General features: G+C 70.0%; 11 protein-coding genes. 4 read left to right on the top strand and 7 right to left on the bottom strand.

Annotated features, from left to right (window positions below):
* Window positions 1-24: 24 nt before the first annotated feature.
* On the bottom strand, window positions 25-516 hold the full coding sequence (locus tag B6G06_RS00700; RefSeq protein ID WP_080462858.1) for a PTS sugar transporter subunit IIB: 492 nt from the start codon (window positions 514-516) through the stop codon (window positions 25-27).
* Window positions 516-956 (bottom strand): PTS sugar transporter subunit IIA, encoded by a 441-nt coding sequence (locus tag B6G06_RS00695; protein ID WP_081170462.1) that lies wholly within the window; start codon window positions 954-956, stop codon window positions 516-518. Before B6G06_RS00695 ends, B6G06_RS00700 begins: the two co-directional genes overlap by 1 nt.
* Window positions 957-1,476: 520 nt before the next feature.
* Here B6G06_RS00695 and B6G06_RS10595 point away from each other — a divergent pair.
* Entirely contained in the window at window positions 1,477-4,452 is a 2,976-nt protein-coding gene (locus B6G06_RS10595; RefSeq protein ID WP_164505172.1) for a GH32 C-terminal domain-containing protein, read from the top strand.
* 163 nt (window positions 4,453-4,615) lie between these two features.
* Here the strand turns inward: B6G06_RS10595 and B6G06_RS00685 are convergent, their stop codons facing one another.
* Together B6G06_RS00685 and B6G06_RS00680 are read right to left on the bottom strand one after the other, a co-directional pair.
* Window positions 4,616-6,829 (bottom strand): NAD(+) synthase, encoded by a 2,214-nt coding sequence (locus tag B6G06_RS00685; protein ID WP_081170458.1) that lies wholly within the window; start codon window positions 6,827-6,829, stop codon window positions 4,616-4,618.
* 67 nt (window positions 6,830-6,896) lie between these two features.
* Window positions 6,897-7,898: a LacI family DNA-binding transcriptional regulator gene (locus B6G06_RS00680; protein WP_240494108.1), complete on the bottom strand. Its 1,002-nt coding sequence runs from the start codon at window positions 7,896-7,898 to the stop codon at window positions 6,897-6,899.
* A gap of 96 nt (window positions 7,899-7,994) precedes the next feature.
* Between B6G06_RS00680 and B6G06_RS00675 the strand changes: the two genes are divergently transcribed.
* On the top strand, window positions 7,995-8,756 hold the full coding sequence (locus B6G06_RS00675) for an HAD family hydrolase (protein WP_081170456.1): 762 nt from the start codon (window positions 7,995-7,997) through the stop codon (window positions 8,754-8,756).
* A 783-nt stretch (window positions 8,757-9,539) separates the two neighbouring features.
* Here the strand turns inward: B6G06_RS00675 and B6G06_RS00670 are convergent.
* The 3 genes from B6G06_RS00670 to B6G06_RS00660 form a co-directional block, all read right to left on the bottom strand.
* Window positions 9,540-12,278, bottom strand: coding sequence for an ATP-dependent Clp protease ATP-binding subunit (locus B6G06_RS00670; protein WP_080462863.1), 2,739 nt, complete (start codon window positions 12,276-12,278; stop codon window positions 9,540-9,542).
* Window positions 12,279-12,539: 261 nt separating this feature from the next.
* Entirely contained in the window at window positions 12,540-13,436 is an 897-nt protein-coding gene (locus tag B6G06_RS00665) for a S1 family peptidase (RefSeq protein ID WP_080462864.1), read from the bottom strand.
* A gap of 10 nt (window positions 13,437-13,446) precedes the next feature.
* Complete coding sequence (locus B6G06_RS00660; RefSeq protein WP_164505171.1) at window positions 13,447-14,442, bottom strand: DUF418 domain-containing protein; 996 nt, start codon at window positions 14,440-14,442, stop codon at window positions 13,447-13,449.
* 324 nt (window positions 14,443-14,766) lie between these two features.
* On the opposite strand from B6G06_RS00660, the gene B6G06_RS00655 reads away from it, so the two are divergent.
* The gene (locus B6G06_RS00655) at window positions 14,767-15,426 is read left to right on the top strand and encodes a response regulator transcription factor (protein ID WP_080462866.1); all 660 of its coding nucleotides are present in this window, start codon (window positions 14,767-14,769) and stop codon (window positions 15,424-15,426) included.
* A 6-nt stretch (window positions 15,427-15,432) separates the two neighbouring features.
* The gene (locus tag B6G06_RS00650; protein WP_080462867.1) at window positions 15,433-16,608 is read left to right on the top strand and encodes a sensor histidine kinase; all 1,176 of its coding nucleotides are present in this window, start codon (window positions 15,433-15,435) and stop codon (window positions 16,606-16,608) included.
* The last annotated feature ends 61 nt before the right edge of the window (window positions 16,609-16,669 follow it).

Raw genomic sequence — 16,669 nt, 5'->3', positions numbered from 1 at the left:
CATGGGCTCAGCGCGAGGCCGGCCTCATAGCAGCCCCTTCGACTTGAGGGTGGGCATGAGGTCGGAGCGACCCGTGGAGGGGACCTGCTGGATGTACTGGAGGATGCCGCGCGAGTCGATCTCGGCGAAGGCGGCGACATCCTCGGGGGAGGCGTAGACGGCCTGGGATACCTGCGAGGTCCCCTGCTTGAAGGTCATGCCGCCCACATTGACCTCGCCGGCCTCGAGCCCGAGGTCGAGGAGGCGGACGATGTCCCCGGGCGTCTCGACGACGATGATGGCCTTGAGGGCGGCGTACTTGGGGTTCTTGTAGACCCTGGCCGCCTTCTCCACGCCCAGGACGTGGACCTTCACCTTGCCACCACCGGTTTGAAGGAGGAGGGACTTGCGCAGCTCGTCGTTGGCGGCGCTGTCCGAGACCGCGAGGATCGCCTCGGCGCCCAGGGAGCCCGCCCAGTTGTTGGCGACCTGTCCGTGAACCAGGCGGGAATCGATACGCAGGAGCTTGATGTCCATCAGAGCTCGTCTCCTTCGTCGTCAGAGATGGTGGGGGTGGTGGGGGTGTACTCCTCGGAGAGGATCTTGATGCCGGCCCTGCCGGCGGTGCGGGCGACCTCGACGAGTTCGGGCAGGCTCGCGCCGGCCATGCGGCGGGCGAGGACCTCGACGAGCATGGGCAGATTGGCGCCGGAGACGACGTCGGCGTCGGGGCGCTCCGCTGCGAAGCGCGCCGCGGCGTTGTAGGGGCTCCCGCCGAAGAGGTCGCACAGGATGAGGTGCTGCTCGGACGGCGAGGCCTCAACGGCCGCGGCGTACTTGGCGAGGAGGTTGTCAGGCCCCTCCGATTGCTCGAAGGTGATGGCGACGACGTCGTCGCTCGGGCCGACGATCATGGCGGAGGAGCCGAGCAGCCCCTCCGCCATACGCCCATGAGCAGCGATGATCACGGATACCACGGATAACCGCCTTCCAGTCGGGCCGACGGCGAGCGGGCCCGACGTCGGCAAACGATGTGGCGACAGGGACAATAGGCGCTCTCACCGGCCGATAGGGCTCGTTGGGCCCCGGTATCACCGGAGATAACTTGCGTTAGCAACGCGCGAGCCCAAGTGTTAGCAATGAGACGCCCGCCACGCCATCGATATTGCATGGCTCACATGAGGCCGCCGCTAACATGAGCGCTAGATGTAATCTTTGTCACATTTATGTCGATCCGACCGCCGTCCGCCCCCTCCTCGCCGAGACCGGTCGAAAACAGCACCGAAACCGGTCGCAAGTGCTGGCGCGAGCGGTCCAGCACCAGGCAGCACCGGCCCCTGCGCCTCGCAGCCCACCGCTCAACCGCCCCATGAAGATCACGGCTTGATAACAGGAGCCCTCCGGCGATGCGATCGGCACCCCCGCGCGCCCCACTTCGCCAGAATGGGTCTGAGCTGGGCGCATGCACAACCCAGCCCTGCCATCGAAGGAGATGCCATGAGACGATCGCCCCTTGTCGTCGCCCTCACCGCTGCGCTCGCCCTGATGCTCTCCGGGGTTCTGCTCGGCACCACCCCATCCCCGGCAACGGCCGCCGACGCCTCCCGGAGCGAGGCCTGGCGGCCCCGGGCCCACTACACCCCCGCCGCGAACTGGATGAACGACCCCAACGGCCTCGTCTATGAGAACGGCACCTATCACCTCTTCTACCAGTACAACCCCTACGGCCTCGCCTGGGGCAACATGTCATGGGGCCATGCGACCTCGCTCGACCTCATCCACTGGACCGAGCAGCCAGTCGCCATCCCCGCGACGGATGCCTACGGAGTCTTCTCCGGCTCGGCCGTCTACGACGCGACCAACACCTCGGGCCTCGGCACCCCCGAGGCGCCGCCGCTGGTGGCACTGTGGACCCGCGCCGACAATGCCACGGGCATCCAGGCCCAGTCCCTGTCCTACTCCACGGACCACGGGATGACCTGGACCAATCTCAATAACGCCGCCCCTGTGCTCGACATCGGCTCCAAGGAGTTCCGCGACCCCAAGGTCTTCTGGGACACGGTGTCCCAGCGCTGGGTGCTCGTGGCCGTCGTCGCCACAGAGCACAAGGTGCGCTTCTACTCCTCGCCCAACCTCATCGACTGGAGCTTCGAATCCGAGTTCGGCGGCGTGGGCGACACGACCGCCGTCTGGGAGTGCCCCGACTTCTTCCCCCTCGCCGTCGACGACGACCCCACCGAGGTCAAGTGGGTGCTCTCCCTGTCCGTAGCGGGACAGGTCGGGCAGACCAAGTACTTCGTCGGTGATTGGAACGGCTCCGCCTTCACCGCCGACCCCCTGCCCTCCTACGACGGCAGCGAGGGCACGGTCCTGGCCGGTTTCGACTCGGGCGCCTGGGACGGCTGGAGCGTGACCGGCAACGCCTTCGGCACCGCCCCGTCCACCGGCGCCACGCCCGGCCAGCAGCCGTTCACCGGGCAGCAGGGCCCCGGCCTGGTCAACACCTTCTACGACGCGTCCACCGGCCAGGGCTCCGATGCCGCGACCGGCTCGGCCACCTCCGCTCCGTTCACCATCTCCGCCCCCTACCTCAACATGCTCGTGGGCGGCGGCAAGCACCCCTACGACGCCGCGGCCACCGGCGACGACGGGGGCGGCACGCTCCTGACCGGCTTCGACTCCGGCACCTGGGACGGCTGGACCGTGACCGGCAACGCCTTCGGCACCGCCCCGTCCACCGGCGCCAACCCGCCTCAGCAAGCGGTGATCAACCAGCGCGGCCCGGGCCTGCTCAACTCGTACTACGACTCGGCCAGTGGACGGGGCACAGATGAGACCACCGGCACTGCGACCTCACCTGCCTTCACGATCGACGCCGACCACATCAACCTGCATATCGGCGGCGGCTCCGCCACGGCCGCCTCGGGCGCCGGGCAGACCACGGTGGACCTCGTCGTCAACGGGCAGGTGGTCAGGAGCGCCTCGGGCCGCGACCTCGAAGAGCTCAACTGGCAGAGCTGGGACGTCTCCGACCTGCGGGGCAGCCAGGCAACGATCGTCGTGACCGACACAGCGACCGGCGGCTGGGGCCACATCCTTCTCGACGAGGTGCGGTTGTCGGATCGGGCCGCCACGCCGTCGGCCTCGAACACCTCGGTCAACGTCGTGGTGGACGGCACCGTCGTCGCCTCCGCCACGGGAAGTCAGAGCGAGTCATTGGACTGGACGAGCCTTGACCTGCGCTCCTGGCAGGGCAAGCAGGCGACGCTCGTCATCGAGGACAATAACGCGACCTCCGAGTACGGGCACATCCTCGTCGACTCGATCACCGCGTCGAGCACGGCTGGCTTCTCCCAGCGCGATGTCATGCCGATCCTCGACCAGGGCCGGGACAACTACGCGGCGGTCACCTGGAACGGCGCCCCCAACGGCAAGCGCTACGGAATCGGGTGGATGTCGAACTGGTCGTACGTCAACGGCACCCCCACGAGCACATGGCGCACCGCGATGACCCTGCCCCGGACGTACAAGCTGCGCACCGTGGGCGGGCAGCTCCGCGTGGTGTCCACCCCGGTGGAGGCGCTGGCCACCCTCCACTCGGGCCAGCCGGTGACGGCATCGGGGCTCACCGTGGACGGCGCCGTCGATCTCCCCTCCGCAGCGGGCTCGTCCTATGACCTCAGCCTCACGCTCGATCCTGGTTCCTCGGCGCGCGCGGGGGTCAAGGTCCTCGTGGGCGACAGCCAGGAGACGATCGTCGGCTACGACGCGCAGATCGGGCAGGTCTACGTCGATCGCACCCATTCCGGGGAGGTCGGATTCAGCCCCGCCTTCCCCTCGATCTCGCGCGCTCCGGTGAGCCTGGGCGCCGATGGTCTGCTGCGTCTGCGCCTCGTGGTGGACCGCTCCAGCGTGGAGGTCTTCGCAAACGACGGCGAGGCGGTCATCACCTCCGCCGTCTACCCCTCGCAGGACGCCACGGGCGTGAGCCTGTTCTCCGAGGGCGGCGTGGCGGTGGCCACAGGCCTCACCTCGCAGGCGCTGGCCGACTACCGCTCCCCGGCGCCCAGTCCCGACCCGGACCCGGCTCCGTCAACGGGGTGGGTGTGGACCGGTAGCGCGTGGACCTACATCGACCCGGCCACGGGCCAGGCGGTGAAGGGCTGGCTCAAGGACGACGGCTCCTGGTACTACCTCGACCCCGCCACCGGGGCCATGGCCACCGGATGGGCGAGGGTCGGCAACCTGTGGTACTACCTGCGCCCCGACGGCACCATGGCCACGGGATGGCAGGCCGTCAACGGTCACTGGTACTTCCTCGAGCCGGCCTGGGGTCACATGCTGACCGGCTGGATCGCCGTGGCCGGCCACTGGTACTACCTGGCCCCCGACGGGGCGATGACCGCAGGCTGGCAGTGGATCGACGGTGCCTGGTACTACCTGGATCCCGTCACCGGCCGCCTGACCCCCTAGCCCTCTCGCCGAGACCGGTCGAAAATGGGAGCGAGACCGGCCCAATATCCACAGACAGGGCTGGTGCGTGGACGCCGGCCATCATCCCTGTGGATGGCGGACCGGTCTCGCTCTTGATATCGACCGGTCTCGGCGAGGGGAAGGCGGGCGGGACGGAGGAGGACTAGGACTGGGGGACGTTGCGCTCGAGCTCGGCGATCCAGGCGGTGCCACTCACATCGGAGGGCATGCGCCAGTCCCCGCGGGGGGACAGCGATCCCCCGGCAACGACCTTCGGGCCGTTGGGCAGGGTCGAGCGCTTGAACTGGTTGGCGAAGAAGCGCTTGAGGAACAGCAGTTCCCAACGCCGGATCTCCGGAAGCGCGTAGGCGACCCGGTCCGCCTCGGGCAGGCCCTGCGGCCAATCGCCCTCGGAGGCGTTGGACCAGGCCTTCTCCGCCAGGAAGGCGATCCGGCTGGGCCGCGAGCCCCTGCGCAGCACGTGCCACAGGGTGAAGTCCTGGAGGGCGTAGGGGCCGATCCGCGATTGAGTGGACTGCATGGGCTCGTCCTGACTACCGGGCACCAGCTCGGGGCTGATCTCGGTGTCGAGGATGGACAGCAGCGTGCGCCCGACGGCCTCGTCGAAGATCCGCTCGGCCACCACCCAGCGGATGAGGTGCTGGATGAGGGTCTTGGGGATCCCCGCGTTCACCCCGTAGTGGGCCATGTGGTCGCCCACGCCGAAGGTGCACCAACCCAGCGCCAGCTCGGAGAGGTCCCCCGTGCCCAGCACGATCCCGCCACGGGCGTTGGCGATACGGAACAGGAAGTCGGTGCGCAGTCCTGCCTGGACGTTCTCGAAAGTGACGTCGTAGACCTCGGGACCGCGCTCGCCGCGCCCGTAGGGGTGCCCCATCTCCGTGAGCATCTGCGTGGCGGTGGGGCGGATGTCGAGTTCAGAGAAGGCGCAGCCGAGCCCGACGGCGAGGTCCTCGGCGTTGCGGCGGGTGGTGGCGCTCGTGGCGAAGCCGGGCATCGTGTAGGCCAGGATGTCGGAGCGGGGGCGGCCCAGGCGGTCCATGGCGCGGGCGGCCACGATGAGAGCCTGGGTGGAGTCGAGCCCCCCTGAAACGCCGATAACGATCTTGGGGTTGCCGATGGCGCGCAGGCGCTGGACGAGCGCCTCGACCTGGATGGAATAGGCCTCGTAACAGTCCTGGGCCAGGCGCGCCGGATCGTCCGGCACGAAGGGGAAGCGGTCCACGCGCCGCCGCAGCCCAATATCCGTCCGAGGCGCGCGCAGATCAGCAGCAGGGATCTCGATGCGCTCGAAGGCCCGGGGGTTGGCGAAGGAGGCGGGACCCGGTGCGGGCGCAGCACCGGCGGCGCGCGCCAAGGTGCGGGCGTTGTCCTCGAAGGTCCCCTGACGCAGTCGCTCGGCGCGCATCCCCTCGATATCGACGTCGGCAATGGTGGCGCGCGGCCCGTCCGGGAAGCGCTCGGAAGAGGCGAGCAACTCGCCGTTCTCGTAGATCATGGTCTGGCCGTCCCAGGCCAGATCCGTACTCGACTCGCCCTGCCCAGCGGCCGCGTAGACATAGGCGGCCAGGCCCCGGGCCGAGGAGGAGCGCGCCAGGAGGTGACGGTCCTCGGCACGGCCGACGGTGATCGGCGAGGAGGAGATGTTGAGCAGCACCGTGGCTCCCGCGAGCGCGGCCACGGACGACGGCGGGACGGGCACCCACATGTCCTCGCAGACCTCCACGTGGAAAACGAGGCCAGGGACGTCGGCGACGTCGAAGAGCAGGTGGGGACCGAAGGGCACGGTCGCGTCAGCGGTTCCCGTGACTCCCGGCCCCCCGGGCCCCCGCACCCCCCGCAGGCGCGCGCGGCGCTGGTCGACCTCAGGAGCGTCGCCGGCGGCGAAGTGCCGGGCCTCGTAGAACTCGCGGTAGGTGGGCAGGTAGGACTTGGGGGCGACGCCGCGCACGGCCCCTCCGGCGATGACGACGGCGCAGTTGAACAGGCGATCGCCCACGCGGATCGGGGCCCCGATGACGATCGCTGGAAGGAAGTCCTCGCTCGCGGCCCGGATGGTCTCGATGGCGGCCAGCGCCGCATCGAGGAGGACATCGGCGTGGAGGAGGTCGTCGATGGCGTAACCGGTTAGGCACAGCTCGGGGAAGGCGGCGAGGCAGACGCCGTCCTCCCCGAGCGCCCGGGCCTGGTCGATGATGGCGGCGGCGTTCTTATCCGGGTCGCCGGGCACGACAGGCAGGGTGACGGCGGCGACGCGAGCGAATCCCTGGTCGTAGGCGGAGCGGAAGACGATGCTCGGGCGGCCCGCGGCCTCGTCCTGCGGGTCCGCCCAGTGCTGGGTGTCCTGGGTTGCCATGCCATGATCCTGCCATGATCCAAGCCGGCTCGGGCCCGGCCCGGCCCACGTCGCCCCGGACCGGCGCTCAGATGGAGGCGCGGCGCACCAGCCGCCCTGGCAGCAGGGTCCGGGCCGGCACGCTCTCACCCCTCAGCATGGCCGCCAGGCGCTCGACGCCGACCCTGCCCATCTCCTCGAAGGGAAGCGCCACGCAGGTCAGGCCGGGGCGGAGCTGCACGGGGGCGAGGTCCTCGTCGTCGATGCCGATGATGGCGACATCGTCGCGCACGCGCAGGCCGCGCTCGCGCACAGCGTCGTAGGCGCCGATCGCCATCCTGTTGTTGCCGCACAGGAGGGCGGTCGTCCACGGGTTGGCGTCGAGGAGCTGGCCCGCGGCCCGGTAGCCGCCCTGGATGGTGCCGTACCCGACGGCGGTGGCAACGCCATCCCAGTCGATCCCGGCGCGCGTGAAGCTGGCCCGGTAGCCGTCACGCCGGGGCCGGGCACCGACGTCGGCCCCGGAGATCTCGATGACGCCGATGTCCCGGTGCTCCCCGGTGAGGAGCGCATCGGCCTCGAGACGGGCGATGCGCTCCTCATCGGGTCGGACGCTGGGACGCCCGCTGTCCGATGACTGGCAGTTGACGAGGATCGTGGGGATGTCACGGGCCTCGGCCGGCAAGGTGACCTGGGCGCCACTGGCGCGCGCCTGGAGGACGGCGCCCACCCGGTGCTCCAGGAGCGAGGCGACGGCGCGGCGGTCGTCCTCCGCGCGCCCCGTGGTGGGGATGAGGAGTAAGGGCATGCCCTCGCGCAGGGCGGCGTCCTGCATGCCGCGGATGATGGAGGAGGCCTGCGGGCCGGTGAGGATGTCGGTGACCACGCCTAGGGCGCTGCTCGACCGGGGGTGGGCGAGGCGCGCCGTCCCCTGCGGCCGGTAGTCGAGCTCCTTCGCGGCCCGGAGGACCCTCGCCCGCGTGGCCTGGGGGATGCGCGAGTCCGGGCGGTCGTTGAGGACGAAGGAGACGGTGGTCCGCGACACTCCGGCGGCGCTCGCGATATCCGCCATCGTCGCCCGGCGCTCCATACGGCTCACGGGCGGGCCTCCTCCCGGATCGATGCTCCGTGCCCACGATGCCACAGGGAGGCCCCGTGGGCACGCGCCGCGCGCTACGCTCATGGGATGGCGGTCACAGTTCTTCCCTCCCATCCGGGCTTCACGATCCGAGCAGTCCTGTGGGACATGGATGGCACTCTCATGGACTCCCAACCGTTCTGGGATGAGGCCTTCGTCACCCGCACCCGCGAGGCCGGGGGCGCTCCCACCCGGGGGATCGTGGAACGCCTCACCGGAGCGTCCATCGAGACGGCGCGGCGACTCATCGCGGAGACGGGCGCCGTCTCCGACTGGACGGACCCGGCCGCCGGGGATCTCTTCACCGCGATCGCCGACGACGTCGGGGCACGCGTGGCGGCCTCCCCTCCCTTGCTCCCCGGCGCGGAGCGGATCACCTCGGCCTTGGCGCAGCGCGGAGTCGCGCAGGCGATCGTGTCCGCTTCCCCCCGCCGGATCGTCGAGAGCGTGGCGCGCGCCCTGGGGGACGTGTTCGCCGTGACCATCACGGGGGACGACGGCGCGGGTGCCAAGCCCGACCCCCTCCCCTACGCCACGGCGGTCGAGCGACTCGGCCTGACCCCTGCGGAATGCGTCGTCGTGGAGGACTCGGCGACGGGCGTGGCCTCGGCCCGTGCCAATGGGATCCATGTGGTCCAGATCGGCGCGACCAAGGTGTTCCCCGCCGATCCCGGGCTCGTCGTCGTGCCCGACCTGACCTCGGTGACGCCCCATGCCCTCCTGCGAGAGGACCGGCGGGATGCCCCCACAGGCGGTGCCGCCACTGCCGGCACCGCGCCGTCTCCGGATCAGCACCGGGGGGCACGATAAACACCGTTGAACCCCCTCCCCCTGTTGCTCCCTGTCCCGGGAGGGCCTGGAGAGGGGACTGGTCGAGGAGATCCGCGCCCTGGGCCACGGGGTCAATCCGGACCGCCAATTCGCGAGCGCGCTGTGAAGGTCTTCTCATGAGGATCGTCAGGCATATTCACGGACCGATCCATGAGCTCCGACATCTCGTTACGGAAATGTGATCCCGCGGGCGCCGGGGCTCCGATCTGGCGATTCTCCGCCGTTTCGAACGGATCGGGACTCGGCGAGATCCCATTCCACGACAACTTCTGAGCGACGAATGTGCTTCGCGGCGATCAAGTCGCATATGATGACGCCGTCGGGAAACGCCCCGGCACGAGGAGATCAGGGACTCCGATGACATGCCGCGGCGCTCGGGACTCGCGCGTTTCAGGGACCGCGCCCCCGTACCCGACCGGGGCCCCGCACTGAGGTGCGGGGCCCCTTTTTCGTTCCTCACGGACGACACATGTGAAATCGGGCATACTATACCCACGTCCTTCAGGATCGCTTCTCACATAAATAGTAACAGAAAAATAACATCCTGAAATAGGAGCCGCTCTTAGTGGGATATCGCCATCCCTACGGTCATCCGACATACATGGTTGGCATTCAGGATCACCCGCAACCCATACCCCTGCAGGTACCCGATGCTCGTCCACCCGCCCTCTTTGCGGGGCGCGGGGAGCGGCACCACGAGCGCTATGCGCGATGGCGCGCCCGACCTTTTCCTGGCCGGGCGCGCCATCGCGATGCGTCGCTCTATGCGGGCGGCCCCGCTGGCGCGCTTGACGCGCTTGGGGCGCGCCCCGCGCCCACGGCCCGCAGGGCGAGACCGGCAGCAGGCCCGTCCTCGCTGAGGTCTGCGACGATCTCCTGGCCATCCAGGACCTCCCCGGCCAAGATGAGCCTGGCCAGGCGGTCCCCGATCTCCCGCTGGACGAGGCGGCGCAGGGGCCGCGCCCCGAAGGCAGGGTCGTAACCCTCATCTGCCAGCCACTGGCGGGCGGCGTCGGTGACGATGAGCGTGAGGCGCCGGTCCGCCAGTCGCTCAGCCATCCGGGCGAGCTGGATCTCGACAATCCGGCCCAGCTCCTCCTTGGTCAGCGGGTCGAAGACAAGAGTGTCGTCGAGCCGGTTGAGGAACTCGGGCTTGAAGTGGGCGCGGACCCGCGCCATGACCTCACTGCGCTTCTCGTCGGGGCTGAGCAGCGGATCGATGAGGAAGTGCGAACCGAGGTTGGAGGTGAGCACGAGGATCGTGTTGCGGAAGTCCACGGTGCGCCCCTGGCCGTCGGTGAGCCGACCGTCGTCGAGCACCTGGAGGAGCAGGTCGAAGACCTCCGGGTGGGCCTTCTCCACCTCATCGAGCAGCACCACCGAGTAGGGGCGGCGACGCACGGCCTCAGTGAGGTGACCGCCCTCCTCGTAGCCGACGTACCCGGGAGGCGCGCCCACAAGCCGGGCCACCGAGTGCTTCTCGGAGTATTCCGACATGTCGAGTCGCACGATGGCGCGCTCGTCATCGAAGAGGAAGTCCGCGAGCGACTTCGCCAGCTCGGTCTTGCCCACGCCCGTGGGGCCGAGGAAGAGGAAGGACGCAGTGGGGCGGTCCGGGTCTGACACGCCGGCCCGCGAGCGCCGTACGGCATCGCACACGGCGGCGACGGCGGCCCTCTGACCGATGAGGCGCTCACCGATGACCCCCTCCATACGGAGCAGTTTGGCGGACTCGCCCTGGAGCAGGCGCCCCACGGGGATGCCGGTCCAGGCGGCGACAACCTCGGCGATCTCCGCGGCGCCGACCTTCTCGGCGATCATCGGCTCGGTGCCCTCGCGCGCGAGGCCGTCGGGGCCGGCGACGGCGGAAGCGGTCTCAGCGGCCTCGGCCTGCCGGATCTGGGTCTCGAGGGAGGGCATCTCCCCGTAGCGCAGGCGCCCGGCCTCCTCGAAGCGGCCCTCGCGCTCAGCGAGGTCGGCCTTGGTGGACAGCTCGTCGAGGGCGGCTCGCAACTCGCCGATGCGGTTGTGACCGGCCTTCTCGGCCTCCCAGCGGGTGATCAGCGCGGCCAGCTCCTCAGAAGCATCAGCGAGCTCAGCGCGAAGGCGCTCGAGGCGCTCCACGTCGGCGGCGGTCTCGATGGAGTCGGCGCCGCCCGCGGAAGGTCCCTCCCGGCCGTCGGCCCCGAGGGACTCGGCGAGGTAGGCCTCCTCCATGCGCATGCGGTCCACGCGGCGGCGCAGCTCATCGATCTCGACCGGGCTGGAGTCGAGCTCCATGCGCAGCCGCGAGGCGGCCTCGTCCACCAGGTCGATGGCCTTATCGGGCAGTTGGCGGCCAGAGATGTAGCGGTCCGACAGGGAGGCGGCAGCGACCAGGGCGCCGTCGGAGATCGTCACGTGGTGGTGGGCCTCATACTTGGGGGCGATGCCGCGCAGGATCGCGACTGTGTCCTCCACACTGGGCTCACCGACGAGGACCTGCTGGAAGCGCCGCTCCAGGGCGGGGTCCTTCTCAATGCGCTCGCGGTACTCATCGAGCGTGGTGGCACCGACCAGGCGCAGCTCGCCACGGGCGAGCATGGGCTTGAGCATGTTGCCGGCGTCCATGGCGCCCCCGCTCCCACCGCCCGCGCCCACGACGGTGTGCAGCTCGTCGATGAAAGTGACGACCTCGCCGTCGGAGTCCTTGATCTCCTTCAGAACGGCCTTGAGCCTCTCCTCGAACTCTCCGCGATACTTGGCCCCTGCGACCATGCCGGCCAGGTCGAGAGAGATCAGGCGCTTGCCGCGCAGGGAGTCGGGAACGTCGCCGGCGACGATGCGCTGAGCGAGGCCCTCGACGACGGCGGTCTTGCCGACACCGGGCTCACCGATGAGGACAGGGTTGTTCTTGGTCCTGCGGCTGAGGACCTGGATGACACGACGGATCTCGGAATCGCGGCCGATGACGGGATCGAGTCTGCCCTCGCGGGCAGCCCCGGTGAGGTCGGTGCCGTACTTATCGAGGGTGTTGTAGGTGCCCTCGGGGTTGGCGGAGGTCACTCGCCCGGAGCCGCGGACCTCGGGAAGCGCGGCGGCCAGGGCCTCCGCGGTAGCGCCCGCCTCCCTCAGCGCGCCGGCAGCGGGATCGGCGGGGTCTCCCTCGGCGAGGGCGATGAGAAGGTGCTCGGTGGAGACGTAGTCGTCGCCGAGGGCCCCGGCCCGGGTGGCGGCCCTCTCCAGGGCGGCGAGCAGGGCCCGGGAGGCCTGGGGGCGGCCAGTGGTGGCGCCGGAGGACGTGGGCAGGGCGAGGAGGGCGCGCCGCGCGGCAGCGCCGACGGCCGTGCGCTGCTCAGCGCCGACGGCCGCTACCAGCAGCGCCGGTGCGACGCCATCCGCCTGGGAGAGGAGCTCGCTGAGGAGATGGCTCGTCTCCACCTGCGGGTTGCCGCTCGCAGCAGCGGCCTGCGCAGCCCCGCCGATCGCCTCCTGGGCACGGGTGGTGTAGTTGGTGTCCATATGCGGGCCTCCTTGAGGACCTGAGTGCGACGCCGCCGGACGGTCCGGGCATCTTCGACGGGAGCAACCCCCGCAAGGGTGAGTCTATTCCACTCAACTCTGCGCGATCCTCGCCCGTCCTCCCCCGCAGGCGCCGGATCCCGCCGAAGGAGAGCCGTGAGCGGTCCCGCACCACGAGGTGGTCCCCACCGCCCCGGTATTCGGGGCGGTGGGGACCACCGGCTTCGAGCGGTCGACCGGAACGGCCCGCTCAGCCGCGCCTCACTGCTCGCCGCGGTCCCCGCCCTCGGACTCCTGGGCGTCCGGACGGCGGCGCATGACAAAGTAGGTGCCGGCACCGGCAGCCACCAGGGCGACAGCCCCACCACCGATCCACAGCGGACTCAGCCCGTCGGAGCCCGACACGGCGTCGTCGCTCCTGGCCCCGCCCGAGCCCTTGTTGCTGCCGTCGACCACTCCCATGATCCACTCACGCTGCTCCGCCACCTGGGCGTAAGCGGCGTTACTGGAGCGCGTGTCATCGCCCTCGGTGTCAAGGCTCGCGGAGAGCACTCCGACGAGCTCGCCGTTGACGAACAGGGGAGCCCCGGAGTCGCCGGCCTGGGTCTTGGCGCCGTCCTGCGCCGTGACCTGGATGGAGGGGGCGCCCTCGTAGAGGGAGATCTCGCTGAAGCCCTCGATCTTGCCGCGCGCTGTGGGCAGGCGGGTCTGGCCGCCGGAGCCGTCCTCGGACCAGCCGTACATGGTGCCCTCACCGGAGTCAGGGGTCTTGGAGGCGAGCGTGGGGTAGCTGGACAGGCCCATGTCCTCCACGGTGTGCAGAAGGGCGAAGTCACCAGCGGGAGCGACCTCCCACCGGTCGATGGCCACCGTGCGCTGGTTGCTTCCCTGGCCGAGGCGCACCGACCCGGCGGGGTTGGGGTACGTGTCGACGCAGTGGCGGGCGGTGAGCACCCAGTGGGGGGCGATCGCGGCGCCGGTGCAGCCACCCGCCTCACTACCCGTGCCGAGCTCCTCGGAGACGACGGCATTGGACTCGTCATTCTCCTCGGCGAAGGTGCTGGACTCCAGCGCCTGGGCGGCTGTCGCCGGGAGCAGGATCGTCAGGGCGATGGCCGAGGTGGCCACGACGGCGCGAATGGGGCGCAGGATTTTCATGGTGTTCCTTTCAGTTCAGGTCGGTGGCAGTGTGCTGTGCGGTGGACGGGGAGCGGAGGGCTCCGGAGCGCCCGAGGGCGGGCCGGGGCGGCAGGGTCGTGCAGGAGACGGTCTGCACGATGCGGCGCACCGCCCACTCCAGGGGGCCGTGGTTGAAGCGTGTGCGGATGATCATGGCCACTGCCATGCTCCCCAGGACCGTTCCCACCGCCAGCATCGGGAAGTACGTCGGGCCGGAGGCAGTCAGGACGGCGCCCGCAGTCAGCACGTGGACGACGTACACGGTCAGGGACATCGACCCCATAGCCTGCAGCGGGTACAGCCACCGTCCTGCCCTGCCGGCGATGAGGCTCAGGCTGATGACCACCAGAGCGCCGCCGGTGGCCGAGACGAGGTCGACAAAGCTACCGGTGTGGGTCTCCGGGTTGATCAGCGCCAGGAGGAGCAGCCGGTCGCGGCTTCCCTGGAAGGCGGAGTCGATGTTCACGACGTCGCTCAGGTAGGTACCGGTCACGGCGGCCAGGAGACCGGCCACGGCGACCATCGCCTGGGCAGGCACCGACGCGGCGACCAGCAGACGGTGCACCAGCACGCCCACCACCATGTAGGCGGCCCAGGTCACCGCCGGGTAGGGGGCGACGAGGAAGGGAGGCAGGACGGTCATAAAGGACACGGCGTGCACGACGGCGGAGGCGATGGCAAGCCACAGCAGCAGCACGGCCAGGGCGCGGTTGGTCCACCGCGGGACACAGGCGAGGGCGATGTAGCAGATGCCGAAAGCCTGCAGCACGACGGAGATGTCCCCTGAGAAGGGATCGATGAGCTGGTGGATGACGATGAGCAGGGCGCCGCGGACCATGAGTGCGTGCCGGGAGGAGGCCAGGGCCGTCCCGCCCTCACGGACGCCGCGGGTGGACATGATCGACAGGGAAACGCCCGCGAGCACGGCGAACAGCGCGGAGGGGAAGCCGATGAAGAGCACCCCTGCCTCTCCCTGCGGCATCATGATGTGCGCGATGATCATCCCGATCAGGGCGATCGCGCGAGCGATGTCGAGCCCGACGATACGCGCGGCGCGGGATGCAGCAGGCGCTGCCGATGACGTTGTTGGCGATACTGACATGGCTGCGACAATATGAGCCTCTTTGTTGTCGTAGCGTAAAAGCCGGGCGCAGACGGGATAACACCACTCCCGGCGCCGGCGTGAGCGGCAAGGCCCCTTCGAGCAGTCGCAGGACGCGTGAGCGGCAGGGCCCGGCCCCATCCCGGGAGGATGCCAGGCCACCGCGTAAGATTTGGGAGGGATGATGAGGAAGGCTGAAGGGATCTCATGCGTGTCCTGGTGGTTGAGGACGAGTCCTACCTGGCAGAGGCGATCGCCCGGGGCCTGCGCCGCGAGTCGATGGCCGTGGACGTGATCGGCGACGGGCTGGAGGCCCTGGAGGCGATCAGCACGACCGACTATGACGTCGTCGTCCTGGACCGGGACCTGCCGGGGATGCACGGCGATCAGCTCTGCGCACGCCTGGTCACGGACTTCCCGCGCACCAGGGTCCTCATGCTCACGGCCGCCAGGTCCCTGGACGAGCGCGTCAGGGGCCTGTCGATCGGCGCGGACGACTACCTCACCAAGCCCTTCGAGTTCCCCGAGCTCGTGGCGCGCCTACTGGCCCTGGGCCGGCGCAGCCAGCCGGCCCGCACCCCGGTGCTCCAGGCCAACGGCGTGCGCCTGGATCCCTTCCGCAGGGAGGTGGCTCGTGACGGGCAACAGGTACAGCTCAGCCCCAAGGAGTTCGCGGTCCTGCGGGTCCTCATGGAAGCCGACGGCGGCGTACTATCCGCCGAGACCCTCCTGGAGAAGGCGTGGGACGCGAACGCCGACCCCTTCACCAGCTCGATCCGGGTGACGATCTCCCACCTGCGCAAGCGCCTGGGGCAGCCGTGGGTGATCCAGACGGTCCCAGGTGCCGGCTACCGCTTCGGGAGCTGAGGAGCGGTGCGGAGGACCAGCACGTGGCGCCGTCGCCGTCTGACGCTGCGCACCCGCCTGACCCTGAGTTACGCGGGCCTGGTGACGGCCTCCGGCACGGTCCTGGCCGCCGTCGTCTACCTGTACATGCGGCTCGTACCGGTCAGCTTCGAGCCGATCCTGCCCGAGGAGGGGGACGACGCCGTCGAGATCCAGCTGTACCTGGCGCTCATGATGTCCGAGTTCTTCAGGACGATGCTCGTCATCTCCCTCGGCGCCCTCCTGCTGCTGTCGCTGCTGTCCGCCGTGATCGGGTGGGTCGTAGCCGGGCGCATGCTGGCGCCGCTGTCAGCCATGAGCGAGGCCTCCAGGCGTGCGGCGCACGGTGACCTCGGCCAGAGGCTGGACCTGCACGGCCCCCACGACGAGATCCGCGACCTGGCGGACACCTTCGACCACATGCTGGCATCGCTGGAGGCCTCGTTCACCGCGCACCGGCGCTTCGCCTCCAACGCCTCCCACGAGCTGCGCACGCCCCTGGCCACGACCCAGGCGATGATCGACGTGACACTGGCGGACCCCGAGGCCTCGGTCGAGCAGCTGCGGACCATGGCCGAGCGGGTGCGCGAGACCAACCGCGCCAACGTGGAGACGGTAGACGCCCTGCTGGACCTGGCCCAGGCGCAGTCCGGCACCCTGGCCCACGAGCGCGTGGACCTGGCGGGGATCCTGCGCTCGGTGCTGGCGGACGCGGCCGAGGAGGCCCGCTGCCACCAGGTGAGCCTGCCCCGCCCGCCGCGCGCGAGCGCCGTGGTCGAGGGCGACCCGGTACTGCTGCGTCAGGCCGTGTCCAACCTCGTGCGCAACGCAGTGCGCCACAACCGGCCGGGCGGCAGCGTGTCCACGACCATCAGCGGCGCCGAGCCTCGAGCAAGCTCACCGGGGCAGGGCGGGACGGTCGAGGTCTCAGTGGCCAACACCGGCCCGCTCGTATCCGAGGAGGACCTGGAGACCCTGTGCGAGCCCTTCGTGCGCGGCGCGGGCCGAGGTCGCACACGCGGCAGCGGTCATGGACTCGGCCTGGCGATCGTCTCAGCCGTAGCGGTTGCCCACTCAGGCAAGCTGAGCCTGGCACCACGACCGGGCGGAGGGCTGGTCGCCGCCCTGGAGCTGCCGTCGGCGCCGTGCCAGGAGGATGAGTAGCCCTCCCGTCACCGCCGTGGCGACAGGCATGATCAGCAGTTGGCCGACGGCGACGATCCGA

It is taken from the genome of Actinomyces gaoshouyii (assembly GCF_002076915.1).
In the GTDB taxonomy this organism is placed as follows: domain Bacteria; phylum Actinomycetota; class Actinomycetes; order Actinomycetales; family Actinomycetaceae; genus Actinomyces; species Actinomyces gaoshouyii.
This window is presented reverse-complemented; position numbering and strand designations above follow the sequence as displayed.